General features: G+C 67.6%; 17 protein-coding genes and 1 pseudogene. 9 read left to right on the top strand and 9 right to left on the bottom strand.

Translation table 11 applies throughout. The annotated features are described in order from the left end of the window. Positions 1-45: 45 nt before the first annotated feature. Positions 46-558 (top strand): nitroreductase/quinone reductase family protein, encoded by a 513-nt coding sequence (locus ACWDPV_RS11890; RefSeq protein WP_449743120.1) that lies wholly within the window; start codon positions 46-48, stop codon positions 556-558. Positions 559-564: 6 nt separating this feature from the next. Here ACWDPV_RS11890 and ACWDPV_RS11885 read toward each other — a convergent pair whose 3' ends face one another. Together ACWDPV_RS11885 and ACWDPV_RS11880 are read right to left on the bottom strand one after the other, a co-directional pair. Beyond that, positions 565-1,929 (bottom strand): diacylglycerol/lipid kinase family protein, encoded by a 1,365-nt coding sequence (locus ACWDPV_RS11885; RefSeq protein WP_449743119.1) that lies wholly within the window; start codon positions 1,927-1,929, stop codon positions 565-567. Between the two features lie 88 nt (positions 1,930-2,017). Continuing rightward, on the bottom strand, positions 2,018-2,371 hold the full coding sequence (locus ACWDPV_RS11880) for an HNH endonuclease (RefSeq protein ID WP_449743118.1): 354 nt from the start codon (positions 2,369-2,371) through the stop codon (positions 2,018-2,020). Positions 2,372-2,516: 145 nt separating this feature from the next. Between ACWDPV_RS11880 and ACWDPV_RS11875 the strand changes: the two genes are divergently transcribed. Together ACWDPV_RS11875 and ACWDPV_RS11870 are read left to right on the top strand one after the other, a co-directional pair. After that, positions 2,517-3,071, top strand: a complete 555-nt coding sequence (locus ACWDPV_RS11875; RefSeq protein ID WP_449743117.1) for a hypothetical protein — start codon at positions 2,517-2,519, stop codon at positions 3,069-3,071. Next, positions 3,025-4,215, top strand: coding sequence for a type III PLP-dependent enzyme (locus ACWDPV_RS11870; RefSeq protein ID WP_449743116.1), 1,191 nt, complete (start codon positions 3,025-3,027; stop codon positions 4,213-4,215). Before ACWDPV_RS11875 ends, ACWDPV_RS11870 begins: the two co-directional genes overlap by 47 nt. 252 nt (positions 4,216-4,467) lie before the next feature. Here the strand turns inward: ACWDPV_RS11870 and ACWDPV_RS11865 are convergent, their stop codons facing one another. The 3 genes and pseudogenes from ACWDPV_RS11865 to ACWDPV_RS11855 all read right to left on the bottom strand — a co-directional run bounded on the left by ACWDPV_RS11865 (position 4,468) and on the right by ACWDPV_RS11855 (position 7,115). Beyond that, complete coding sequence (locus tag ACWDPV_RS11865) at positions 4,468-4,821, bottom strand: Fe-S protein (RefSeq protein ID WP_449743115.1); 354 nt, start codon at positions 4,819-4,821, stop codon at positions 4,468-4,470. 26 nt (positions 4,822-4,847) lie between these two features. Then, positions 4,848-5,902: pseudogene (locus ACWDPV_RS11860) on the bottom strand (2Fe-2S iron-sulfur cluster-binding protein). A 1-nt stretch (position 5,903) separates the two neighbouring features. After that, the gene (locus ACWDPV_RS11855; RefSeq protein WP_449743114.1) at positions 5,904-7,115 is read right to left on the bottom strand and encodes a cytochrome P450; all 1,212 of its coding nucleotides are present in this window, start codon (positions 7,113-7,115) and stop codon (positions 5,904-5,906) included. Positions 7,116-7,321: 206 nt separating this feature from the next. On the opposite strand from ACWDPV_RS11855, the gene ACWDPV_RS11850 reads away from it, so the two are divergent. The 3 genes from ACWDPV_RS11850 (at position 7,322) to ACWDPV_RS11840 (ending at position 10,828) form a co-directional block, all read left to right on the top strand. Beyond that, on the top strand, positions 7,322-8,287 hold the full coding sequence (locus ACWDPV_RS11850; protein ID WP_449743113.1) for an AraC family transcriptional regulator: 966 nt from the start codon (positions 7,322-7,324) through the stop codon (positions 8,285-8,287). 120 nt (positions 8,288-8,407) lie between these two features. Further along, a complete protein-coding gene (locus ACWDPV_RS11845; RefSeq protein WP_449743112.1) occupies positions 8,408-9,649 on the top strand; it encodes an acyl-CoA dehydrogenase family protein in 1,242 nt (413 codons plus the stop codon). Between the two features lie 33 nt (positions 9,650-9,682). Beyond that, positions 9,683-10,828, top strand: a complete 1,146-nt coding sequence (locus ACWDPV_RS11840; RefSeq protein WP_449743111.1) for an acyl-CoA dehydrogenase family protein — start codon at positions 9,683-9,685, stop codon at positions 10,826-10,828. Positions 10,829-10,840: 12 nt separating this feature from the next. Here ACWDPV_RS11840 and ACWDPV_RS11835 read toward each other — a convergent pair whose 3' ends face one another. Then, on the bottom strand, positions 10,841-11,935 hold the full coding sequence (locus ACWDPV_RS11835) for an oxygenase MpaB family protein (RefSeq protein ID WP_449743110.1): 1,095 nt from the start codon (positions 11,933-11,935) through the stop codon (positions 10,841-10,843). A gap of 112 nt (positions 11,936-12,047) precedes the next feature. Between ACWDPV_RS11835 and ACWDPV_RS11830 the strand changes: the two genes are divergently transcribed. Next, positions 12,048-12,659 carry a TetR/AcrR family transcriptional regulator gene (locus ACWDPV_RS11830; protein ID WP_449743109.1) on the top strand — a complete coding sequence of 204 codons (612 nt, stop codon included), beginning with the start codon at positions 12,048-12,050 and terminating at the stop codon, positions 12,657-12,659. A 29-nt stretch (positions 12,660-12,688) separates the two neighbouring features. Here the strand turns inward: ACWDPV_RS11830 and ACWDPV_RS11825 are convergent, their stop codons facing one another. The 3 genes from ACWDPV_RS11825 to ACWDPV_RS11815 form a co-directional block, all read right to left on the bottom strand. Beyond that, a complete protein-coding gene (locus ACWDPV_RS11825) occupies positions 12,689-13,801 on the bottom strand; it encodes a S1C family serine protease (RefSeq protein WP_449743276.1) in 1,113 nt (370 codons plus the stop codon). A gap of 376 nt (positions 13,802-14,177) precedes the next feature. After that, the gene (locus tag ACWDPV_RS11820; RefSeq protein WP_449743108.1) at positions 14,178-14,987 is read right to left on the bottom strand and encodes an ABC transporter permease; all 810 of its coding nucleotides are present in this window, start codon (positions 14,985-14,987) and stop codon (positions 14,178-14,180) included. Further along, positions 14,987-15,907 (bottom strand): ABC transporter ATP-binding protein, encoded by a 921-nt coding sequence (locus tag ACWDPV_RS11815; protein WP_449743107.1) that lies wholly within the window; start codon positions 15,905-15,907, stop codon positions 14,987-14,989. Before ACWDPV_RS11815 ends, ACWDPV_RS11820 begins: the two co-directional genes overlap by 1 nt. Positions 15,908-16,031: 124 nt before the next feature. Between ACWDPV_RS11815 and ACWDPV_RS11810 the strand changes: the two genes are divergently transcribed. After that, positions 16,032-17,213, top strand: coding sequence for a sensor histidine kinase (locus ACWDPV_RS11810; RefSeq protein ID WP_348804271.1), 1,182 nt, complete (start codon positions 16,032-16,034; stop codon positions 17,211-17,213). Between the two features lie 16 nt (positions 17,214-17,229). Continuing rightward, complete coding sequence (locus tag ACWDPV_RS11805; RefSeq protein WP_449743106.1) at positions 17,230-17,880, top strand: response regulator; 651 nt, start codon at positions 17,230-17,232, stop codon at positions 17,878-17,880. Positions 17,881-17,892 lie beyond the last annotated feature (12 nt).

The following is a 17,892-nucleotide window of genomic DNA, read 5'->3' as shown; positions in this document are numbered from 1 at the left end:
TCGGATACGCGGGCCGGTCCACACCGGCGCACTACACTCGGCGGTATGACGTTCGACCGGGCGGTCCGCGCGCTCGTCACCCGCCGCGGCGACGCGTTGCGCGCGATGTATGCCGGCGGCAAGGGCAATGCCACCGCACGACGGTTCGCCCGGGTCTGGGCGTGGGCGTTCGGCAAGGGCATCATGCCGGGCAGGCGCTGGGTGACGCTGGAGGTGCCCGGCCGAAAGACCGGGAATCCCACCCGGTTTCCTCTCGGAATGGCCACCGTCGACGGGCAGGACTATCTGGGCGCGATGCTGGGCAACGACTGCAACTGGGTGCGCAACGTCCGCGCCAACAACGGTGACGCGATCATCGAGAGACGCGGGCGACGCCGGGTGCACCTGGTGGAGGTTCCGGTCGCGGCGCGCCCACCCCTGCTCCGGGAGTACCTTCGGCAGGTTCCCGGAGCCCGTACTCACATACCGGTGGCCTACACACAACCCGTCGCCGACTTTGAGTCGATCAGCGCGGACTACCCCGTCTTCGCGGCCCGGTCCGCGCGCCCGGTCGATTGAGGCGGATCAGCGAACGGTGCTGTGCTGCAGCGCGATCTGGACGATCGCCCGCAGATCCACGTTACGGGCGCGCCGACGCGACTCGGCCAGCGGATTGTCGGCGGGCACCAACAGTCGCAGACCGCGGTGATGACTCCGGAATACCAGGGGCGTGGCGAGATCGAGTGCCTCGCCGTCGATTCCCGCATACGCCTGGCCGCCTCGGGAGCGCACCTCGAACTCGTCGGTGGTGAACTCGTGCCACGCCGGGCTGGTCTTGCGCAGGCCCACCGCCGACAATGCGACCAGTCGGGCGGCGTCGGCGCCGGTCTGTGCCGAGACGGCGACCACCCCGAGGGTGCCGGTGTCCATCCGCCGGCGACTCCCGGCGTCGAACAGCGCACCCGAATACGGATTGTTGGACACCAGGATCAGGAAGGACCCGTCGATGTCACGGCCGTCCGGGGTCCGGAACTGCAGATCGAAGGGTTGCGCCGTGCTGCCGAGCAGTTCGGGCAGCATGGCCGCGGTGGTCTGGGCCTTCTCGTTGCGATACGAGTCCTGCTGCACGATCGCGGCGTACACGCCGAGGGAGACGTTGTTGACGAAGACGCGGTCGTTGACCGTCGCGTAGTCGACGTGTCGTTGCACCCCGTCGACGAACGCCGTCAGGTTCGTGCGTGGATCGAGCCGGTCCAGGCCGAGATCGAGGGCGAAGTGATTGCGTGTTCCCGCGCTCACGCACACGAACGGGACGTCGTGTTCGACGGCCACCGAGCACACCAGCGCCTGTGAACCGTCGCCACCGGCCATCCCCAGACAATCGGCACCCCGGGCGATCGCATCACGGGCGAGTTGTTCGAGATCGTCGCCCGGCGCCAGGACGATCGTTTCCACACCCAGATCCCGTGCGTGCTCGACGAGGCCGAAACGTTCGACCTTGCCGCCGCCGGACTTGGGATTGCAGATCAGCACCGGATGGCGTGGCCGCAACGGTTGGTGCAGCCGGTCGAGTTCGTGCAGATGTGGTGTCAGTGCGTGCCGGGCACAGCCGGTGGCCACCGCGAAAAGCCCGACCAGGACGATGATCGTGATGACGAACCGTCCGGTGTCGACGATGGCGAGCACCAAGGCGAGGATGACGATCGCCAACCCGATGATCGCCACGGACGAACCGATGATCCTTCGCCGGTCGCGCTCGGTGATCGCGAACCACGCGCCCGTGGCGGCGATCCCCAGACCTAGGAGTCCGAACACCAGGTACACCCCGTGGTGGATCAGGAACAGCGCGGTGACGACGATGAGGGCGGCACCGGCGATCAACGCAAGAGCGGCGCTGAGCCGTCGTTCGGTGCTCACCGGGGTCGGTGCGTCGGGCCGGTCGGTCTGCATGGAGATTCCTTTTCGTCACGGGCTCGGCGTATTGCCGCCAGAAGTATCACCATCGACTCCGGTGATGAGGGTTCCGTGAGTGAAACCCTCACTCGTCGTCGGAGCCGATCAGCGCGCAGATCTCGGCATGGCGCAACAGGAACCGGCGTTCGTCGAGACGCTTGCGGCGCATCCAGGCGGTGACCTCGAGATTGCACTTGCCGGCGTTACAGGATCGGCAACTCGGCACCACGTTGGTCACCGTGTAGCGCCCGCCTCGGGAGATGGGCAGCACGCAATCCTTCTGGACGGGTGTCCCCGTCTGTCCGCAGTAGGCACACCCGTCCCACAGCGACGTCAGCCGATACCACTGCGCCGCGGTGAGGTCGTGCTCGACGGCATCCATCCGGCGTTTGCGGCGTCGAGCGTATCGGCGTGCGCGGGTGCGGTTGGGCGTGGCCACGACGACCACCGTAATCCGACCGGCGTACCCGACCTTTCGCGACGCGCCGATGAGGTAGTGGATGCGACGCGCTCGGCTTCGGCCGGCGTCGGACGGGTAGCGGCCTACTCGTGCCGTTTTCCTTCGCAGCCGCGACGGTTGTGCCATGTCCGAACAGAGGTGGCGGCACAAGGCCCTCGAGTGGTGCACACGGTATCTACCCGGCGAGATCATCGGCACCGCAGCCGAACTCGGCGGCGCGGCGCTGGTCTATCTGGCGACCGGGTCGCTGGTGGCGGCCGCGGTCGCGGCCACGATCAGTGCCACGGTGGGCTATTACGCGACCAACTATGTGCGGGCGATCCGTGCCTATCGGGCACAGGGCGTCGGGATCCTCGCCGCGAACGGATGGTCGTTGCGCAGCATCCTCATCGAGTTCGGGTCGGGTGAGATCGTCGACTCGATGATCATCCGTCCCCTTGCCTACTATCTGCTGCCGCTGCCGCTGCTGCTGGCCGGCTCGGCGTCGTCGGGTTCGGCCGGCTGGACCGCGCTCGGCTGGGTTATCGGAAAGCTGTTGTCGGACAGCATCTTCTACGCCTGCGCCATTGTCTCCTACGAACTGAATCGTTCTCGCGTCGTGCGCTACGACGCAACCCCGGAAGGACACCCGCATGGACTCACGGTATCGCCGGCAGCTGGTGAGGACGCTGGCCGATAGCGCCGCTCGCCACGACTGGTCGCGACTCGTCGCCGAGCACGGTACCCCGCTGCTGGTGTTCGACCCGGCAGCGGTCGGCGACGTCATCTGCGAGCTGCGCTCGCTGATGCCCGACATCGACTGGCATTTCGCGGTGAAGTGCCAATCGCACCGGGAAATGTTGTCGGTGTTGCGGGATCATTCGGCGGCATTCGACCTCGCGTCGCGGTCGGAGGTGACGCTGGCGGTGACGTCGGGCATCGCACCGGATCGCTGCATCGTGACCAATCCCCACCTGACACGCTCGGACGTCGAGTACGCCGTCGCCGCCGGGATCCGGACCTTCGTGGTCGATTCCGAGGAACAGATCGAGCGGTTCGCGGCGCTGCCGGTCGTCCCGGAGCTGCTCGTGCGGTTCGCGCCGCCGGATACCGGCGACGCCGCTATACCGGCCGCTCACCTCGATCTCTCCGCCAAGTTCGGCGTTACGCCCGACGAGGTGGTCGCGCTGGTCAAGCGCATCCTGGCCGTTGGAGCGCGGCCGGGCGGGGTGAGCTTCCACGTCGGCAGCCAATGCGTGCACCCGGCCGCGTTCTCGGTCGCGATCGGCACCGCCCTCGAGATCGTCGACGCCGTCGCCGCGGCCACCGGTGCGTCGATGGCGACGATCGACATCGGAGGTGGTTTCCCGGTGGCCTACCGGGCGGCGTTGCCGTATTCGCTGGCCGATTTCGCGATGGCGATCGACGCGGCATTCGGCGCGCGGCGTACCGACTTCCGGATCATCGCCGAACCCGGACGAGTGCTGGCCGCCCCGGCGATGACGCTGCTGAGCAGTGTGATCGGGTCGACCACTCGGGCCGGTCGGCGGTGGCATTTCCTCGACGACGGGATCTACGGCACGTATTCCAACATCCTCACCGAACGGATCTGGCCGGCCATCCTCGCCGGCGCCGAGGTCTTCGACGGTGTGGACGCCGTCACGCCGGTGGTGCTCGCCGGCCCCACCTGTGACAGCACCGACGTCATCGTCGTGGATCATCCGATGCCGCCCATGGCCGCCGGTGAATTGGTGATCAGCCCGATGATGGGGGCGTACACGACGGTCACCGCGTCGGCGTTCAACGGGTTCGGTGCGGCTCGGGTGGTCACCGTTCGGCACTGACCTCACATGCACTGACCTCACGTGCGCTGACCTCACATGCGCTGACATCATGGGGCGGCCACGACCACCGCCCCGCCGCACCGCGGTCGCCACCACCGCGGGCGTGTTGTCGGCGTTGTCCTTCGCCCAGAGTTTAGGTAGTAGTCTGCCGATCTCCGGGATCGGTTGTGGTACTGATTCTGGCGCTCGACCGCGGTGCCGGGACCGCCGGCGTGCGGGCCGGATACCGCCTGCGGTGGTGACCGGGCGCACTCACCAGATGACCGCGACCGCCGCTGCCCCCGCCGACAGGACCATCGCGAGGACGAACAGCGCACGTGCAACGGGTTCACCGGTCCGACGCTGACGTGCGCTGCCCATCCCCAGCACACCCCCGAGGATCAGCAGAATGACCAGCTTGACGCCGATCTTCGGGTAATTCGGCTCGAAGTCCGCGGGCCACGGTGCGGCCAGGGCAATGCCGGTCAGCAGCGACACCAGCAGTCCGTGATCCATCACGCGGGTGAAGCGGAACCGGCGTGCCGCGGCCTCGGCGACCAGCGCGCCGAAGGTCACGGCGAAGCCGATGATGTGCACCAGGACTATGACGCTGCGTAGTACATCCACGGTGTCAGGGTAGCGAGCGTCACGGATCAGGCGGTGAGTTCCGTCGACTCGGGGGTGGTGGCGGCAGCGGAGTACCGCTCTCGGTTGATGTTTCGTCCGGCCATCCGGCGGCGCTTGCACGCCTTGACCGTCGCGTCGACCATCGCCGGCGGCCCACACAGGTAACCGACATATCCCCGCAGCGATGCGAAGTCCTCGAGCAGTGCATCTCCCACGTAGCCACGCCGACCGTCCCACTCCTCGCGACTCAGACACGGCGTGAACCTCACGTGCGGATGGTTCCGCGTGAGTTCCGCCCAAAAGTCCAGGTCGTAGAGATCCCCCTGGTGGCGAACGCCGTGATACACATGTATCTCGTGGTCGGGGTTGATCGTGAGTGCTTGCCGCGCAATCGCTTTCAAGGGTGCGAGCCCGGTGCCGCCGGCCACCAGGACCAACGGTGCATCGGTGGCGTCGTCGTGGACGAAGTCACCACACGGGCCGCGTACCCGGACGCGATGGTCCACCGCCAGCTCGGCGAAGATCCAGTTGTCGGTGGCCGCGCCGCCCGGCACCCGCCGGATGTGGAACTCCAGCGTCGAGTTCTCCGATGGTGTGTTGGCCATCGAATACTGGCGTCGATGACCTGTCCCCGGAATCTCCACCTCGACGTACTGTCCGGCCGAGAACTCCAGCGGCTCATCGAGTTCCAGATGCATCGCCACGGTGTCCTCGGCGACGCGCCGCAGTGCCGTGACGGTGCCGTCCACATCGCGAAGACGGTGTGCCGGACCGGAAACGCTTGCGGTGTCCACGACGATCCGGGCGGCCGACCGTGGCCGCGACTGGCACGCGAGAACGTGGCCGGCGGCCCGGTCGTCGGCTCCGAGGACGGTGTCGGGGATGTCAGGCGTGTCGACGCTCCCGGTGCACAGTCGCACCTTGCAGGTCCGCAGGTGCCCTGATTGCAGGAGTTGGGCAGGTAGACACCGTTGCGGAGAAAGGCGTCGAGCAGCGTCTGATCCTCGGTGCAGTCCACCGAGCGTTCGGCATCTCCGGCGACCGCGCCATCGATGACGATCTGATGGGTCACGGGGTCCATCTCAGGCCTCCCACACCACGTTCAACGAGGTCGGTCCGCGGAAACCCCAGCCCCAGAACTCCACGTCGGAGGACGTGTCACGCTCGAGGTTCGGGATGGACTCGAAGAGTTCCTCGAGACCGATCCGGCATACGTGATTGGCGAAGTAGATGCCGGCGCAGGCGTGGTTTCCGGCACCAAAGGCCAAGTGCGGCAGCGGTGGTCGCGACAGGTCGTACTCCGACGGCGCGGTGTAGGTGGCGCTGTCGTGATTGGCCGACCCATATGACATCAGCACCACGGTGCCCGCCGGCAGTTCGACGCCGGCCACTTCGACGTCGGTGATCGCGACCCGCGCGGTCGCCGACCAGATGGGGGAGGTCCAGCGCATGCCCTCGGAGATGGCGCGCGGGATGAGGCCGGGCTCGTCGACGACCTGCTCCATCTGATCGGGCCGGGTGAACAGTCCGACCAAGGTGGAGGCCATCGCGTGGCCGGGTTCCTGCATCGCGCCGAGCAGGTACACATACAGCGTCGGGTAGATGTATTCGCGATCGCGGGTCTGGCCGTCGGGCATCCCGTCGTGCAGCCAGTGCGAGATCGCGCTGTCGTCGGGATGGGCGATCCAGTGATCGATCTTGGGGTCCACGATCGCCCGGATCTCGGCCTTCGCCGCGTCGCCCTCACGGAATCCGTCCGGGTTGGTGAACTCGCCGTTCTCGTCGACCCCGGCGTTGGTGAACGAGTGCGACAGTTTGTGGAACCACTCGCGCAGCGTGTCGGAGCTGACGTCGTGCAGTCCGAGCAGGTCTCCGAGGGCGCGAACGCTCACCGGTTCGCAGTACTGGGCCACCAACTCGGCGCTGCCCACGTCCTCGAACTGCTCGAGGTAGCGTCGCGCGATCGGACGGACCAGATCGTCGATCCACCGATCGACCTCCTGCGGCTGCAAGGCCGGATCGACCATCGACCGAAGGTCCTCTTGGATCGGCCCGTTGACGCCGATGACGGCGGGATGCCCGAAGGTACGGCCGCCGGCCTTGGTGATGATCGCCTCGAACCGATCGCTGGTGGCGATCGTCCGGCAGATCTCCGCGGTGCTGGCGACGTAGGAGCCCAGCACCGGGATGTAGGCGAGCGGTGCCTCGGCCCGCAGCCGTTCGTACACCGGGTACGGGTTGCGTTCGAGTTCGGTCATGGTGATCTCGTCGATCCAGGTCAGCGTCGTGGTCATGGTGCGTTCCTCACAAGTCGGGGACTGATGACGTGTCGCCGACGGTAGGGGTGTGCGGCGTCGGTCCACGACACCGACCACGCGGCGGTGGTACGAAATGCGCGGCGAGATTGTGACGGGCATCGCTATCGCGGGTGACTGTGAGGTAGACAAGGTGTGGGTCGGTTCAGCCCGCCGACTCCAGAACAGACCGAAAGACGCACTCGATGTCCACCGAACGCGCTCACGGTGACGGCTCCGCCACCCGTGACTGGGACAGCGCCCACCGGGCGGTCGCCGCTGCGTACTTCCCGCACGAGCTCACCGATCTCGACGGCGACGGAAAGGTCGACCTGTCGCTGCAGACCGTCGAACTCGGCGCGGTGACCATCGGCCGCCTGTCCTGGGGCACCGACGTCGCGATCAAATGCGCCTATCCGGGTGCCTACGAGGTCAACATCCCGCTGTCGGGACGCCTGCATTCCCGGTCGCGGGCGTCGCGCGGTGACGTCACCGACATCGTGTCGACACCCGGCCGGGGCACCGTGTTCACCGCGGGCCGGGCGTCGCTGATCAGTCGCTGGACGGCCGACTGTGACGTGATCGGCGTGAAGTTCGACGCCGCTCATCTGGAGCGGGAGGCCGACCGCGTGCACGCGGCGCGCTCGCACGGACGACTGGTCCTCCCCGAGCAGGTCGACCTGCGGACCGACGAGGGCCGCTCGTGGCTCAACCTGGTGACCGCGTTGTCGGCGCAGCAACGTGAACCCGTCGATCTGCTGGCGAATCCGCTGGTCGGTCCACAACTGGCGACCGCGGTCACGGCGGCGTTCCTGCTGATGGTGGGTCCCGAACCCGTCGACGCCGCGCGGCCGCTGCGTCCGCGCACGGTCAAACGTGTCCTCGATGCCCTCGAAGCGGACCCCGCGCATCCGTGGACCCTCGCGGAGATGGCCGCGCAGGCGCCGACGAGTGTGCGGCGCCTGCAGGAAGCGTTCGCCGAACATCTCGGGGTGAGTCCGACGGTGGCGCTGCGTGACATCCGGCTCGCGCGGGCACACCGCGACGTGGAGGCCTGCGCGGGAACGGTCAGCGACATCGCGGCCCGCTGGGGATTCAGCAGCGCGAGCCGGTTCGCGGCGGCGTACCGACGACGGTACGGCCGTCCACCGTCGACGGCGCTGCGGAGTTGAGTTCGCGCATGGGCTGTGTGAGGCGGCCCCGCGGTGTACGCAGAGTGATCTATGTCGTAGATTGAGTGCGATCATATATGTGATACGCATACTGGCCGACACGGACAAGGTGGCACACCGATGGACATGAACTTCTCGGACGCGGACATCGCGTTCCGCGACGAGGTGCGCGAATTCCTCGACGCCGAACTCACGCGAGAGCTGCGAGAGGCGGGCCGCCTGCGCACCAGCGTCTACACCGACCACGAGGCGTCGATGGAGTGGCAGGCGATCCTGCACAAGCGGGGGTGGGCCGCTCCGGCATGGCCGGTCGAGCACGGCGGCTGTGACTGGTCGCTGACCCAGCACTACATCTTCAGCCGGGAATCGGTGCTCGCCGGTGCGCCCGCGCTCTCGCCGATGGGTATCCGGATGGTGAGCCACGCGATCATCGCCTTTGGCACCCAGGAGCAGAAGGACTACTTCCTGCCCGGCATCCTCACCGGGGAGGTGTTCTTCTGCCAGGGTTACTCCGAACCCGAATCCGGCTCGGACCTCGCGTCGTTGTCGATGTCGGCCGTTGAGGACGGTGACGACCTCGTCTGCACCGGCTCGAAGATCTGGACAACCCATGCCGCAGAGGCGAACTGGATCTTCTGCCTGGTGCGCACCTCACGCACCGGGAAGAAGCAGGAGGGCATCACCTTCGTCCTCATCGACATGAACTCGCCGGGCATCGAGGTGCAGCCCTTGGTGATGGCCTCCGGTGAGAAGGTGCAGGCGCAGGTCTTCTTCGACGGAGTTCGCGTGCCCAAGAAGAATGTCCTCGGCAAGATCGACGACGGCTGGACCGTCGCCAAGTACCTGCTGGTGTTCGAGCGTGGCGGCGGCGCGGCCGCACCCGCCCTGCAGGTGATGGTGGAAAACCTCACCGAGCACGCGGCGACGGTCATCGGGCCCGCCGGCGTTCCGTTGGCCGACGATCCGGCGTTCTCCGCGAAGATCTCCGATGCGCGGGCACGCGCCAAGGTTCTCGAGATTCTCGAGTTCCGTGCCCTCGCGGAGATGAACGCCGGCCGCAACCCGGGTGCCATCTCGTCGATGCTCAAGGTGCTCGGCACCGAACTGAGCCAGGAGATCACCACCCTCGCCGTGGAGGCGGCCGGAACCCGCGGTCGCGCCTACCAGCCCGTTGCGGCCAAGCCGGGCGGCCCGATCGCCGACTACGTGCCTCCGGCCGACGGATACGTCTCCGGCGAACCGTGGCAGGCGGTTGCGCCGCTGCTGTACCTCAACGATCGCGCCGGCTCGATCTACGCCGGCAGCAACGAGATTCAGCGCAACATCCTCGCCAAGGCCGCTCTCGGCCTGCCCCAATTCTGACCGGCCGCGCGGCCCGATACCGAGTAGGAACCCATGGACTTCGATCTCACCGCCGAGCAGCAGTTGCTCTCCGACGGACTCACGAAATTTCTCGACTCCCGATATGACCTCACCGAGAGCCGCAAGGCCGCGAAGGTCGGCGACGGCTGGCAGCCGGCGATCTGGCGTGCCTTCGTCGACGAACTGGGCGTGGTCGGCGCCTGCCTTCCGTCGTCGGTCGGTGGTTTCGACGGCGGCCCCGAGGAACTGATGGTGGTCACCGAGGCGCTCGGCCATGCGCTGGTCGTCGAGCCGTTCGTCGACACCGTGGTGTTGGGTGCGGCCCTGCTGGCCCGGACCGGACACGAAGGCGCCCTCGCGGTGGCCCGTGCCGTCGCCGAGGGCGGCGAACTGCTCGCCACCGCGGCACTCGAGGAGGGTTCGGGCGGTCGGCTCCATCACGTCACCACCACCGCCGATCGCTCCGGTGACGAATGGATCATCAACGGCGCCAAGACCGTTGTCACCACCGCCCCGATCGCCGGGCATCTGATCCTGACCGCGCGCACCGCAGGCGAGGCCGACGACCGCGACGGCACCGCGCTGTTGTTGATCCCGCTCGGTGACGCGACACCGGACGGTTTGACGCTGCACGCGTTCCGCACCGTCGACGACCGGCAGGCCGCCGACATCAACCTCGACGGTGTGCGCCTGCCGGATTCGGCGCTCATCGCCTCCGGCGAGGAGGCACTGGGCCTGCTCGAGCAGGCCTGGGACACCGCCACCGCGGCGGTCGTGTCGGAGGCCGTCGGCCTGATGCGCAAGGTGCTGGCCGACACCGTCGAGTACACCAAGCAGCGTCAGCAGTTCGGCCGCCCCCTGGCCGGATTCCAGGCACTGGCCCATCGCATGGTGGACATGTACATCGAACTCGAACAGGCCGTTGCCGCACAGTATCTCGCGATACTGTCACTGAATTCTGAACCGGCCGAACGTGCGGCGGCGGTGTCGGCGGCCAAGGCCACGATCAGTCGGGCGGCACGGTTCATCGGGCAGAACGCGGTGCAACTGCACGGCGGGATGGGGATGACCGAGGAACTGGCGGTGGGACACTACTTCCGTCGGCTGACTGTCATCGAGTACGAATTCGGTTCCGCCGATGCGCATCTGGCTCGATTCGAGCGGCTGTCGCGGGCCTGATCGCCCGGCGACTCAGAACTGGGCGGCGGAGATGCGGCGCTCGACCTCGGTCCGATCCAGTGGGAGGTCGCTACCAGGAACGTGTGTGGGCGCGGTGTGGTCGGCGGTCGTCCCGGCCGGCACCCGCCGTCGGGCCTGCTCGAACTCCGGGGTGTCGCCCATCGTGGCCCGCAGACCGTTGAGCAGACTCCACACGATCGCGCGACGCGCGCGCCGTTCGATCGGTGACGGCGGCCGGTGCATCACCAACTGGGCCGCCCACCGTGGCATGGTGTCGCGGATGGCCCAGTCCACGGCGGCCTGAGTGGGATCGGTGACGTTGCTGCCGGTCGCCATGGCGGCGCCGTAGGTGAGGGACAGTCGGGGAAGATATTCCCGCAGACAGGTGAGGGTGTCGGCCTTGGTCGCCGGCAGGTCGGTGGCGCCCAACGCGTGCCCGACGCGCACGAACTCGGCGTAGTACCGATCAAGGTCGTCGCCGCGCAGCGGGCGCGGGTGATAGATCTCGTGGGCGGTGGCGATTCCCCAGACGACCGTCGCATAGTTCCAGCGCAACCAGTCCGGGTCGTCGGCGTCGTAGGCCGCGCCGTCGGGCCGGGTGCCCTTGATCGTGTGGTGCATCGCGCGCACGGTTCGCGCCAGACGTTCGGCGGTGTCGGTGGTGCCGTAGGCGGTGCCGATGAAGAAGGCGAGCGAGTGGCCGAGTCGGGTGGCCGCGCCGTCGGGATCGAGACGTGGCAGTGCTGCTGGGTCGTCGGACTGCTCGACGAGTCGGGAATGGTGCATTCCCATCCAGTAGATGCTCGGATCGAGGCGTTCGAGATACGACGCGCACTGCAGGCCGAAGATCAGCGCCGGCGTGTGCGAGTGGACATACCACGTGGCGCTGTCGGGACCGAACCACCCGGGATCGCCGGTGGGCTGATCGAACACCATGCCGCGGAAGAACTTCGAGCGCACGTTGGTATCGAAGAACTGGTTGAACCACTGTCCGAGGAGCTGGTGTGGCAGGGGGACCGGCGACCCGACGGGCACGACCGGCAACTCGGGCAGGCGCAGCGGGCCGGTGGGTGTGACCCGGCGGGGCAGTGTGGCGAGCGACAACATCGGCAGGGCCTCCCGGGTAAGAGGGTCTGGTCACAGGTGTACCCAGACTACATTCTGGTCACGGACGTGACCAGGGTTTCGCCGGGCGCCGATCCCGTCGTACGGTGATGCGATGGCGAATGCGACCCGATGGGCGGGGGTGCCCCTGAGTGATCGGCGTGCCGATCGGCGCGCCCGGCTCATCGATGCCGCGTTTGCCGAAGTCGGCGGCGAGACCCCCGATGTCCTGTCGGTGCGGTCGGTCTGCCGCGCCTGCGGGTTCAACACGCGATACTTCTACGAGAGTTTCACCGGCGTCGACGAATTGCTCGGAGCAGTCTATGACGAGGTCGCACGGGACTTGGCCGGGGAGGTGTCGGCGGCGGTGACGGCCGCCGGCCGTTCGGCTCGGGCGCGTACGGCCGCCGGAATCCGTGCGGTTCTCGGATTCTGCTCGCAGGACGTGCGCCGTGGCCGCATTCTGTTCACCCACGGTCGGGCCAATCCGGTGCTGGCGGAGCGCCGAGCGGCCACCGAGGAACTGCTGATGACCTCGGTGCTCGCGGAAACGCTGAGCAGACAGCAGATCTCGGGTGGTCGGGGTCGGGATGTCGTGGGCGGCAGAGTGGCTGCGGCGATGTACACCGGTGCGATGACCGCGCTCGCCGAACAGTGGATCGGCGGTCACCTCGGTGACGACCTCGACGAGGTGGCCGCCGCCGCAGTGACATTCATCCTGCGGTGACGGCTGCTCGTCGTCGGGTCTCGAGGCGCTCAGGGTGTGCCGTTGCCGGGCACCGTGGTCTGCTCGGTGTCGACGGCGCTGCCGAGCGTCACCGACACGGTGCGTTCGCCCCCGCTGCCGGACACGGTCACCGGGACGGACTCACCGGGCGTGTGGGTGAGGACTTGGGCCATCAGATCGGCATACGAGTCGACCTTTTGGTCGCCGACCTTGGTGATGACGTCGCCGGCACCGATACCCGCCGCTGCCGCGGCGCCGTCGCGGGTCACGCCGGTCACCTGCGCGCCACTGACCCCGCCGGCGGCGGCATTGCGCGTATCGCTGATCGAACCGGTCACGCCCAGAACGGGTTTGGTGGCCTTCCCGTCCTGGAGTAGTTCGTTGGCGACGCGTCGTGCGGTGTCGATGGGAATGGCGAAACCGAGGCCGAATGCCTGGACGCCACCCTGTGCGGACTGGCCGGTGTCGACGGCCGAGTTGACGCCGATCACCTGTCCGGACAGGTTGACCAGCGGCCCACCGGAATTGCCGGGATTGATGGGCGTGTCGGTCTGCAGGCCGTTGTACACCGTCACCTGCGAACCCTGCTCGTCGCCGGCGGTCACCGTCCGCGACAGCGCGCTGATGATGCCGGAGGTCACCGTGTTCGAGAGGCTCTCGGGGCTGCCCACGGCGACGACTTGCTCGCCGACCTGGAGATTCGCCGAGCTGCCCAGTGGTGCCGCGGTGAGACCGGATACGTTCTGCAGCTTGATGACCGCGAGATCGTAGGACGGTGAGGTGCCGATAACCGTTGCCGCATGGGTGTTTTGATCGGCAGTGGTGACCTGGATCCGGGCACCGCTACCCACACCGTTCACGACGTGATTGTTGGTCAGGACGTAGCCGTCTGGGGACAACACGATCCCGCTGCCGATCGCGGTGCCCTGGGCCGTCGCCACCTCGATGTCCGCGGTGAACTTCGAGGCCTGAGCCGCCGCGTAAGTCACCGAGCCCGGTTGTGACGGTTGCGCCGGAGCGGTGGCCGCCGTCCCCAGTTGTGGTGTAGCGGTGGTGGTGTGATCGATCAACGTGGCGCCCCCGAGCGCCACCGCCCCGCCGAAGAGGCCGGCGATGAGGGCGGTGGCGATGATCGGCTTCAGCGTCGATCTCCGTCGCGCGACGGGTGCAGGTGCGGCGTGGTGCGGCAGCACTCCGGTGACCGGAGGCATCGGCGGCGGCGCGTATCCTCCCGGCACCTGGTGGGTGCCGGGAGGATACGGGTCGGTCCACTGCGTGTCCGGACGGCGCCACTCCGGCGGGACGTCGGCGGTCGGGCCGGGGTGGGCGCCCTGTGTCATCGGGATGGTCGGCTGGGGTCCGATCGGTCCGGTGGTGTCCGGTCCGGTGGTGCCCGGTCCGGTGGTCTCGGAATGGGGATCGCTGGTCACCAGACCACGTTGCCGACGCTCGCTGAGAGGAGGCCAAGCGAAACATCAAGAATTCTCTGACACTTCGCCGTCATCTGCGGGTGCAGATCTATTTGATCTCACTGCGCAGGATGCGTGCGACACCGATCGCGAGGGGGACGGCGATCCAGATGAGCGCGGTGACCGCGATCCTGGCCCACTCGCCGCCGCTCGGCCAGAACTCGGTCTGGAACGGTTCCTGGGTGGCGGCCATGTCGATCCACTGGCCGAGGTGGTCGGCAAACCACGGGACGACCTGGCTGATGAGGGTGAACAGGGTGGGCAGGGCGAAGTACGCGACGATCGCACCGGGAGTACTGAGCAACAGGGCGGCGAACCCGAAACCGAGGAGCAGGCCGAACAATTGTGTGACAAAGGAATTGACGAGTCCGGCGGCAGTGAACGACCACGCGCCCGCCGGGTCTGGCAGGGCGATCGCGGCGATCACGTTGCCGAGGGCTCCCATGGCCAGCGCCACCGCGACGGCCCCGACGGCCGCGAGGAGCGCCGTCGTCAGCTTCGCCGCGACGATGCGCTCACGGCGGGGTTCCATGGTGAAGGTGGTCAGTGCGGTGCGCTGGCTCCATTCACCGGTGACCAGCAGGATCGCCATCACCGGCAGAATGATGCTGATCGGGATGTTCATCATGCCGAAAAACTGGCCGAAGGTGAGGTTCGCGGGGTTGTCGCGGTTGGCGATCAGCATGGCGACCATGACGATCACCGAGCCGAGTCCGATGGAGGCGGCGAGCCAGAATCCGGCACGGGTGTCGACGAGCTTGCGGAGTTCGACCCGAATCAGACGGCTCATCGGAATGGCGGTGGCCCGTTCGGGGGCGACGGCCATGGTGGCGGTGGGGGATGCGGCGAGTGCGGTCATCAGAAGGCTCCTGCGGTGAGTCGTTGTTCGCGTTGGGTATCGGCGGTCAGGGACAAGAACATCTCCTCGAGTTGTGCTCCGTCGCCGCGCCGCAACTCGGTGAGCGCGATGGAGTGTTCGGCGGCGATGCGTCCGACGTCGACGGGTTCGGCGTCCACGGACAGGCCACCGGTCGCGGTCTGCGTGACGGTGAGGCCGGCGCGATCGAGCGCGTCAGCCAGTGTTCGGTCGTCGGTGGAGGCGACGACGGTGCCGGTGCCGGCGAGCAACTCCGACTTGGTGCCCTGGGCGACGATATGGCCGTTGCCGATGACGACGAGGTCGTCGGCGATGATCTCGATCTCGTGGAGCAGGTGGGACGACAACAGGACGGTGCCACCGCGATCGGCGTAGTTGCGCAGCAGTGACCGCATCCAGTGGATGCCTGCGGGGTCGAGACCGTTGGCGGGTTCGTCGAGGATCAGGATGCGTGGGTCACCCATCAACGCGTTGGCCAGACCGAGACGCTGACGCATGCCCAGGGAGTAGTTCCGGACGCGTCGTCCCGCCTCGTCCGGGGTGAGGCCGACGAGTTCGAGCATGTCGTCGACCCGGCTGCGGGGTGCGCCGATGGTCATGGCCGCGAGGCGGAGGATCTCGTCGCCGGTACGCCCGGCATGCTGGGCGGACGCGTCGAGCAGGACGCCGACCTCGGCAGCCGGATTCGGGATGTCGCGGTAGGCGACCCCGTCGATGAGTGCGGTGCCCGACGTCGCGGGAGTGAGCCCGGTCATCACGCGCATGGTGGTCGATTTCCCTGCGCCGTTGGGGCCCAGGAAGCCGGTGACCTGCCCCGATCGGCAGGTGAAGGTGACGTTGTCGACGGCGGTGTACTCGCCGTATCGCTTGGTGAGTTCGGTGACGGTGATCATGTGTCCCATCGTCGGCGTGACGAATGGTCGTGTGCATCGGGCATGAGGCCGGGATCGGTCTACGACCAAAGTCGGATGCACGGTGGCCGCCGGTGGGACGCGGATCAGGGTTGCCCCCCACTACGGTGAGGGGGTGCGCCCCGAGGACTATCAACCACCACTGACGTGGTGGAGTCACATCTGGCGTCTGCTGCTCATGCTGGCGATCTCGGGCCTGGTGGTGAGCTCACGGGCCGACACCGGATTGGGCGGTACCACGTGGTGGTTGGCGGTGGACCTCGGACTCGGCGTGGCGAGTTACGTGGCCACCTGGTGGCGGCGCTCGCACCCGGTTCTGGTGTGCACGTTCACCACCCTGTGTGGTGCGGTGTCACTGAGTTCGACCGGTGCCGGTGCGCTCGCCCTGGTGTCGCTGTCGACGCGGCGGCGCTGGCGGGAGATCATCCCGCAGGCCGTGCTGGGTCTGGTCTGCGGGCTGATGTCCGAGGAGATCTTCCGGACGTCGAGCGATGGCGGTGCGAGAGAACCCCTTCTGGTGCTGCTGGTGTTCCTCACCGCCATCACCGCGGTCATGGTGGCCTGGGGTATGTACATCGGATCGCGTCGAGAACTGCTGGCCACCTGGCGATCTCGGGCGATGCTCGCCGAACAGGAGCAGCAGGCCAAGGTCGCCCAGGCGCGCTCGGTGGAGCGGGCGCGTATCGCACGGGAGATGCATGATGTTCTGGCGCATCGGATTTCGACCGTCAGCATGTTCGCCGGGGCGTTGGCCTACCGTACCGATCTGAGCTCGGACGAGGTGGCCGACACCGCGAGGACCATCGAGGAGAATTCCCGGCTCGCGCTGACCGAACTGCGTGAGGTGCTCGGCGTGCTGCGTGAGGGTCCGGGTGACGCCGATCCGGAGCAGCCGCAGGTGGGTCCGGCCGAGATCGATGATCTCGTCGCAGCGGCCGACGACACCGGTATTCGGGTGACCTACACGCGCACAGCGGATCTCGACGAGATGCCGGCGAGCACCGTGCGAACCCTGTATCGCTGTGTGCAGGAGGGGTTGACCAACGCGCGTAAGCACGCTCCGTCGTCGGCGGTGACCGTGCGGATCGAGGCGGGCCGCGAGTCGGGTGTGGATCTGCTCGTGGTCAATCCGTTGCCGATCGGCGGTGTCCCCGCGGCCCTGCCGCGTTCGGGTCTCGGGCTGATCGGTGTCGCCGAACGAGTGGAACTCAGCGGCGGTCGGCACTCGACGACGCGCACCGACGACGGGATGTTCATTCTGCATGTGTGGCTGCCCGGCACGGGTGCGCCCGAGTGAGGGAGTGGTGACCGCCATGGCACGTCTGATGATCGTCGACGACGATCCACTGGTCCGATCGGGGCTGAAGTTGTTGCTCGGTGGCGATCCGGCGTTGTCGATCGTGGCCGAGGCACCCGATGGTCGTGCGGCACTGGAGGTCTTCGCCGCCGATCCGGTGGATCTGGTGCTGATGGATCTGCGGATGCCGGTGATGGACGGGATCGCGGCTACCGTGGCGCTCAAGGAACTCGAGGCACCGCCCGCGGTCATCGTGCTGACCACCTTCGACGCCGACGACTATGTGATGCGTGCGTTGGCCGTCGGCGCCGACGGATTCCTGCTGAAGGACACCCCGCCGGAGAAGATCGTCGCGGCGATCGCCGATGTGCTCGCCGGTCAGCCCGCACTCAGTCCGTCGGTCACGGCGGCGTTGATCAAGCAGGTGGTGGATTCCCCCGACCGCGCGGGCACGGTCCGGGCCCGGGCGAACCTCGACTCGCTGACCGAACGGGAACGGACCGTGGCGATCTGGTTGGCCAAGGGGGCATCGAATGCGGAGATCGCGGCGGCGCTCTACATGAGCGTGGCGACGGTCAAGGCACACATCACCCACATCTTCGCGAAACTCGGTGTCGCGAACCGGGTTCAGGTGGCGATCCTCGTCCACGATGCCGGGTGGGAGTAGCGGGGTCGGCCC

Source organism: Gordonia sp. NPDC003504, from assembly GCF_053587995.1.
The sequence above is the reverse complement of the archived record's forward strand: the minus strand, read 5'-3'. Positions and strand labels throughout refer to the sequence as shown.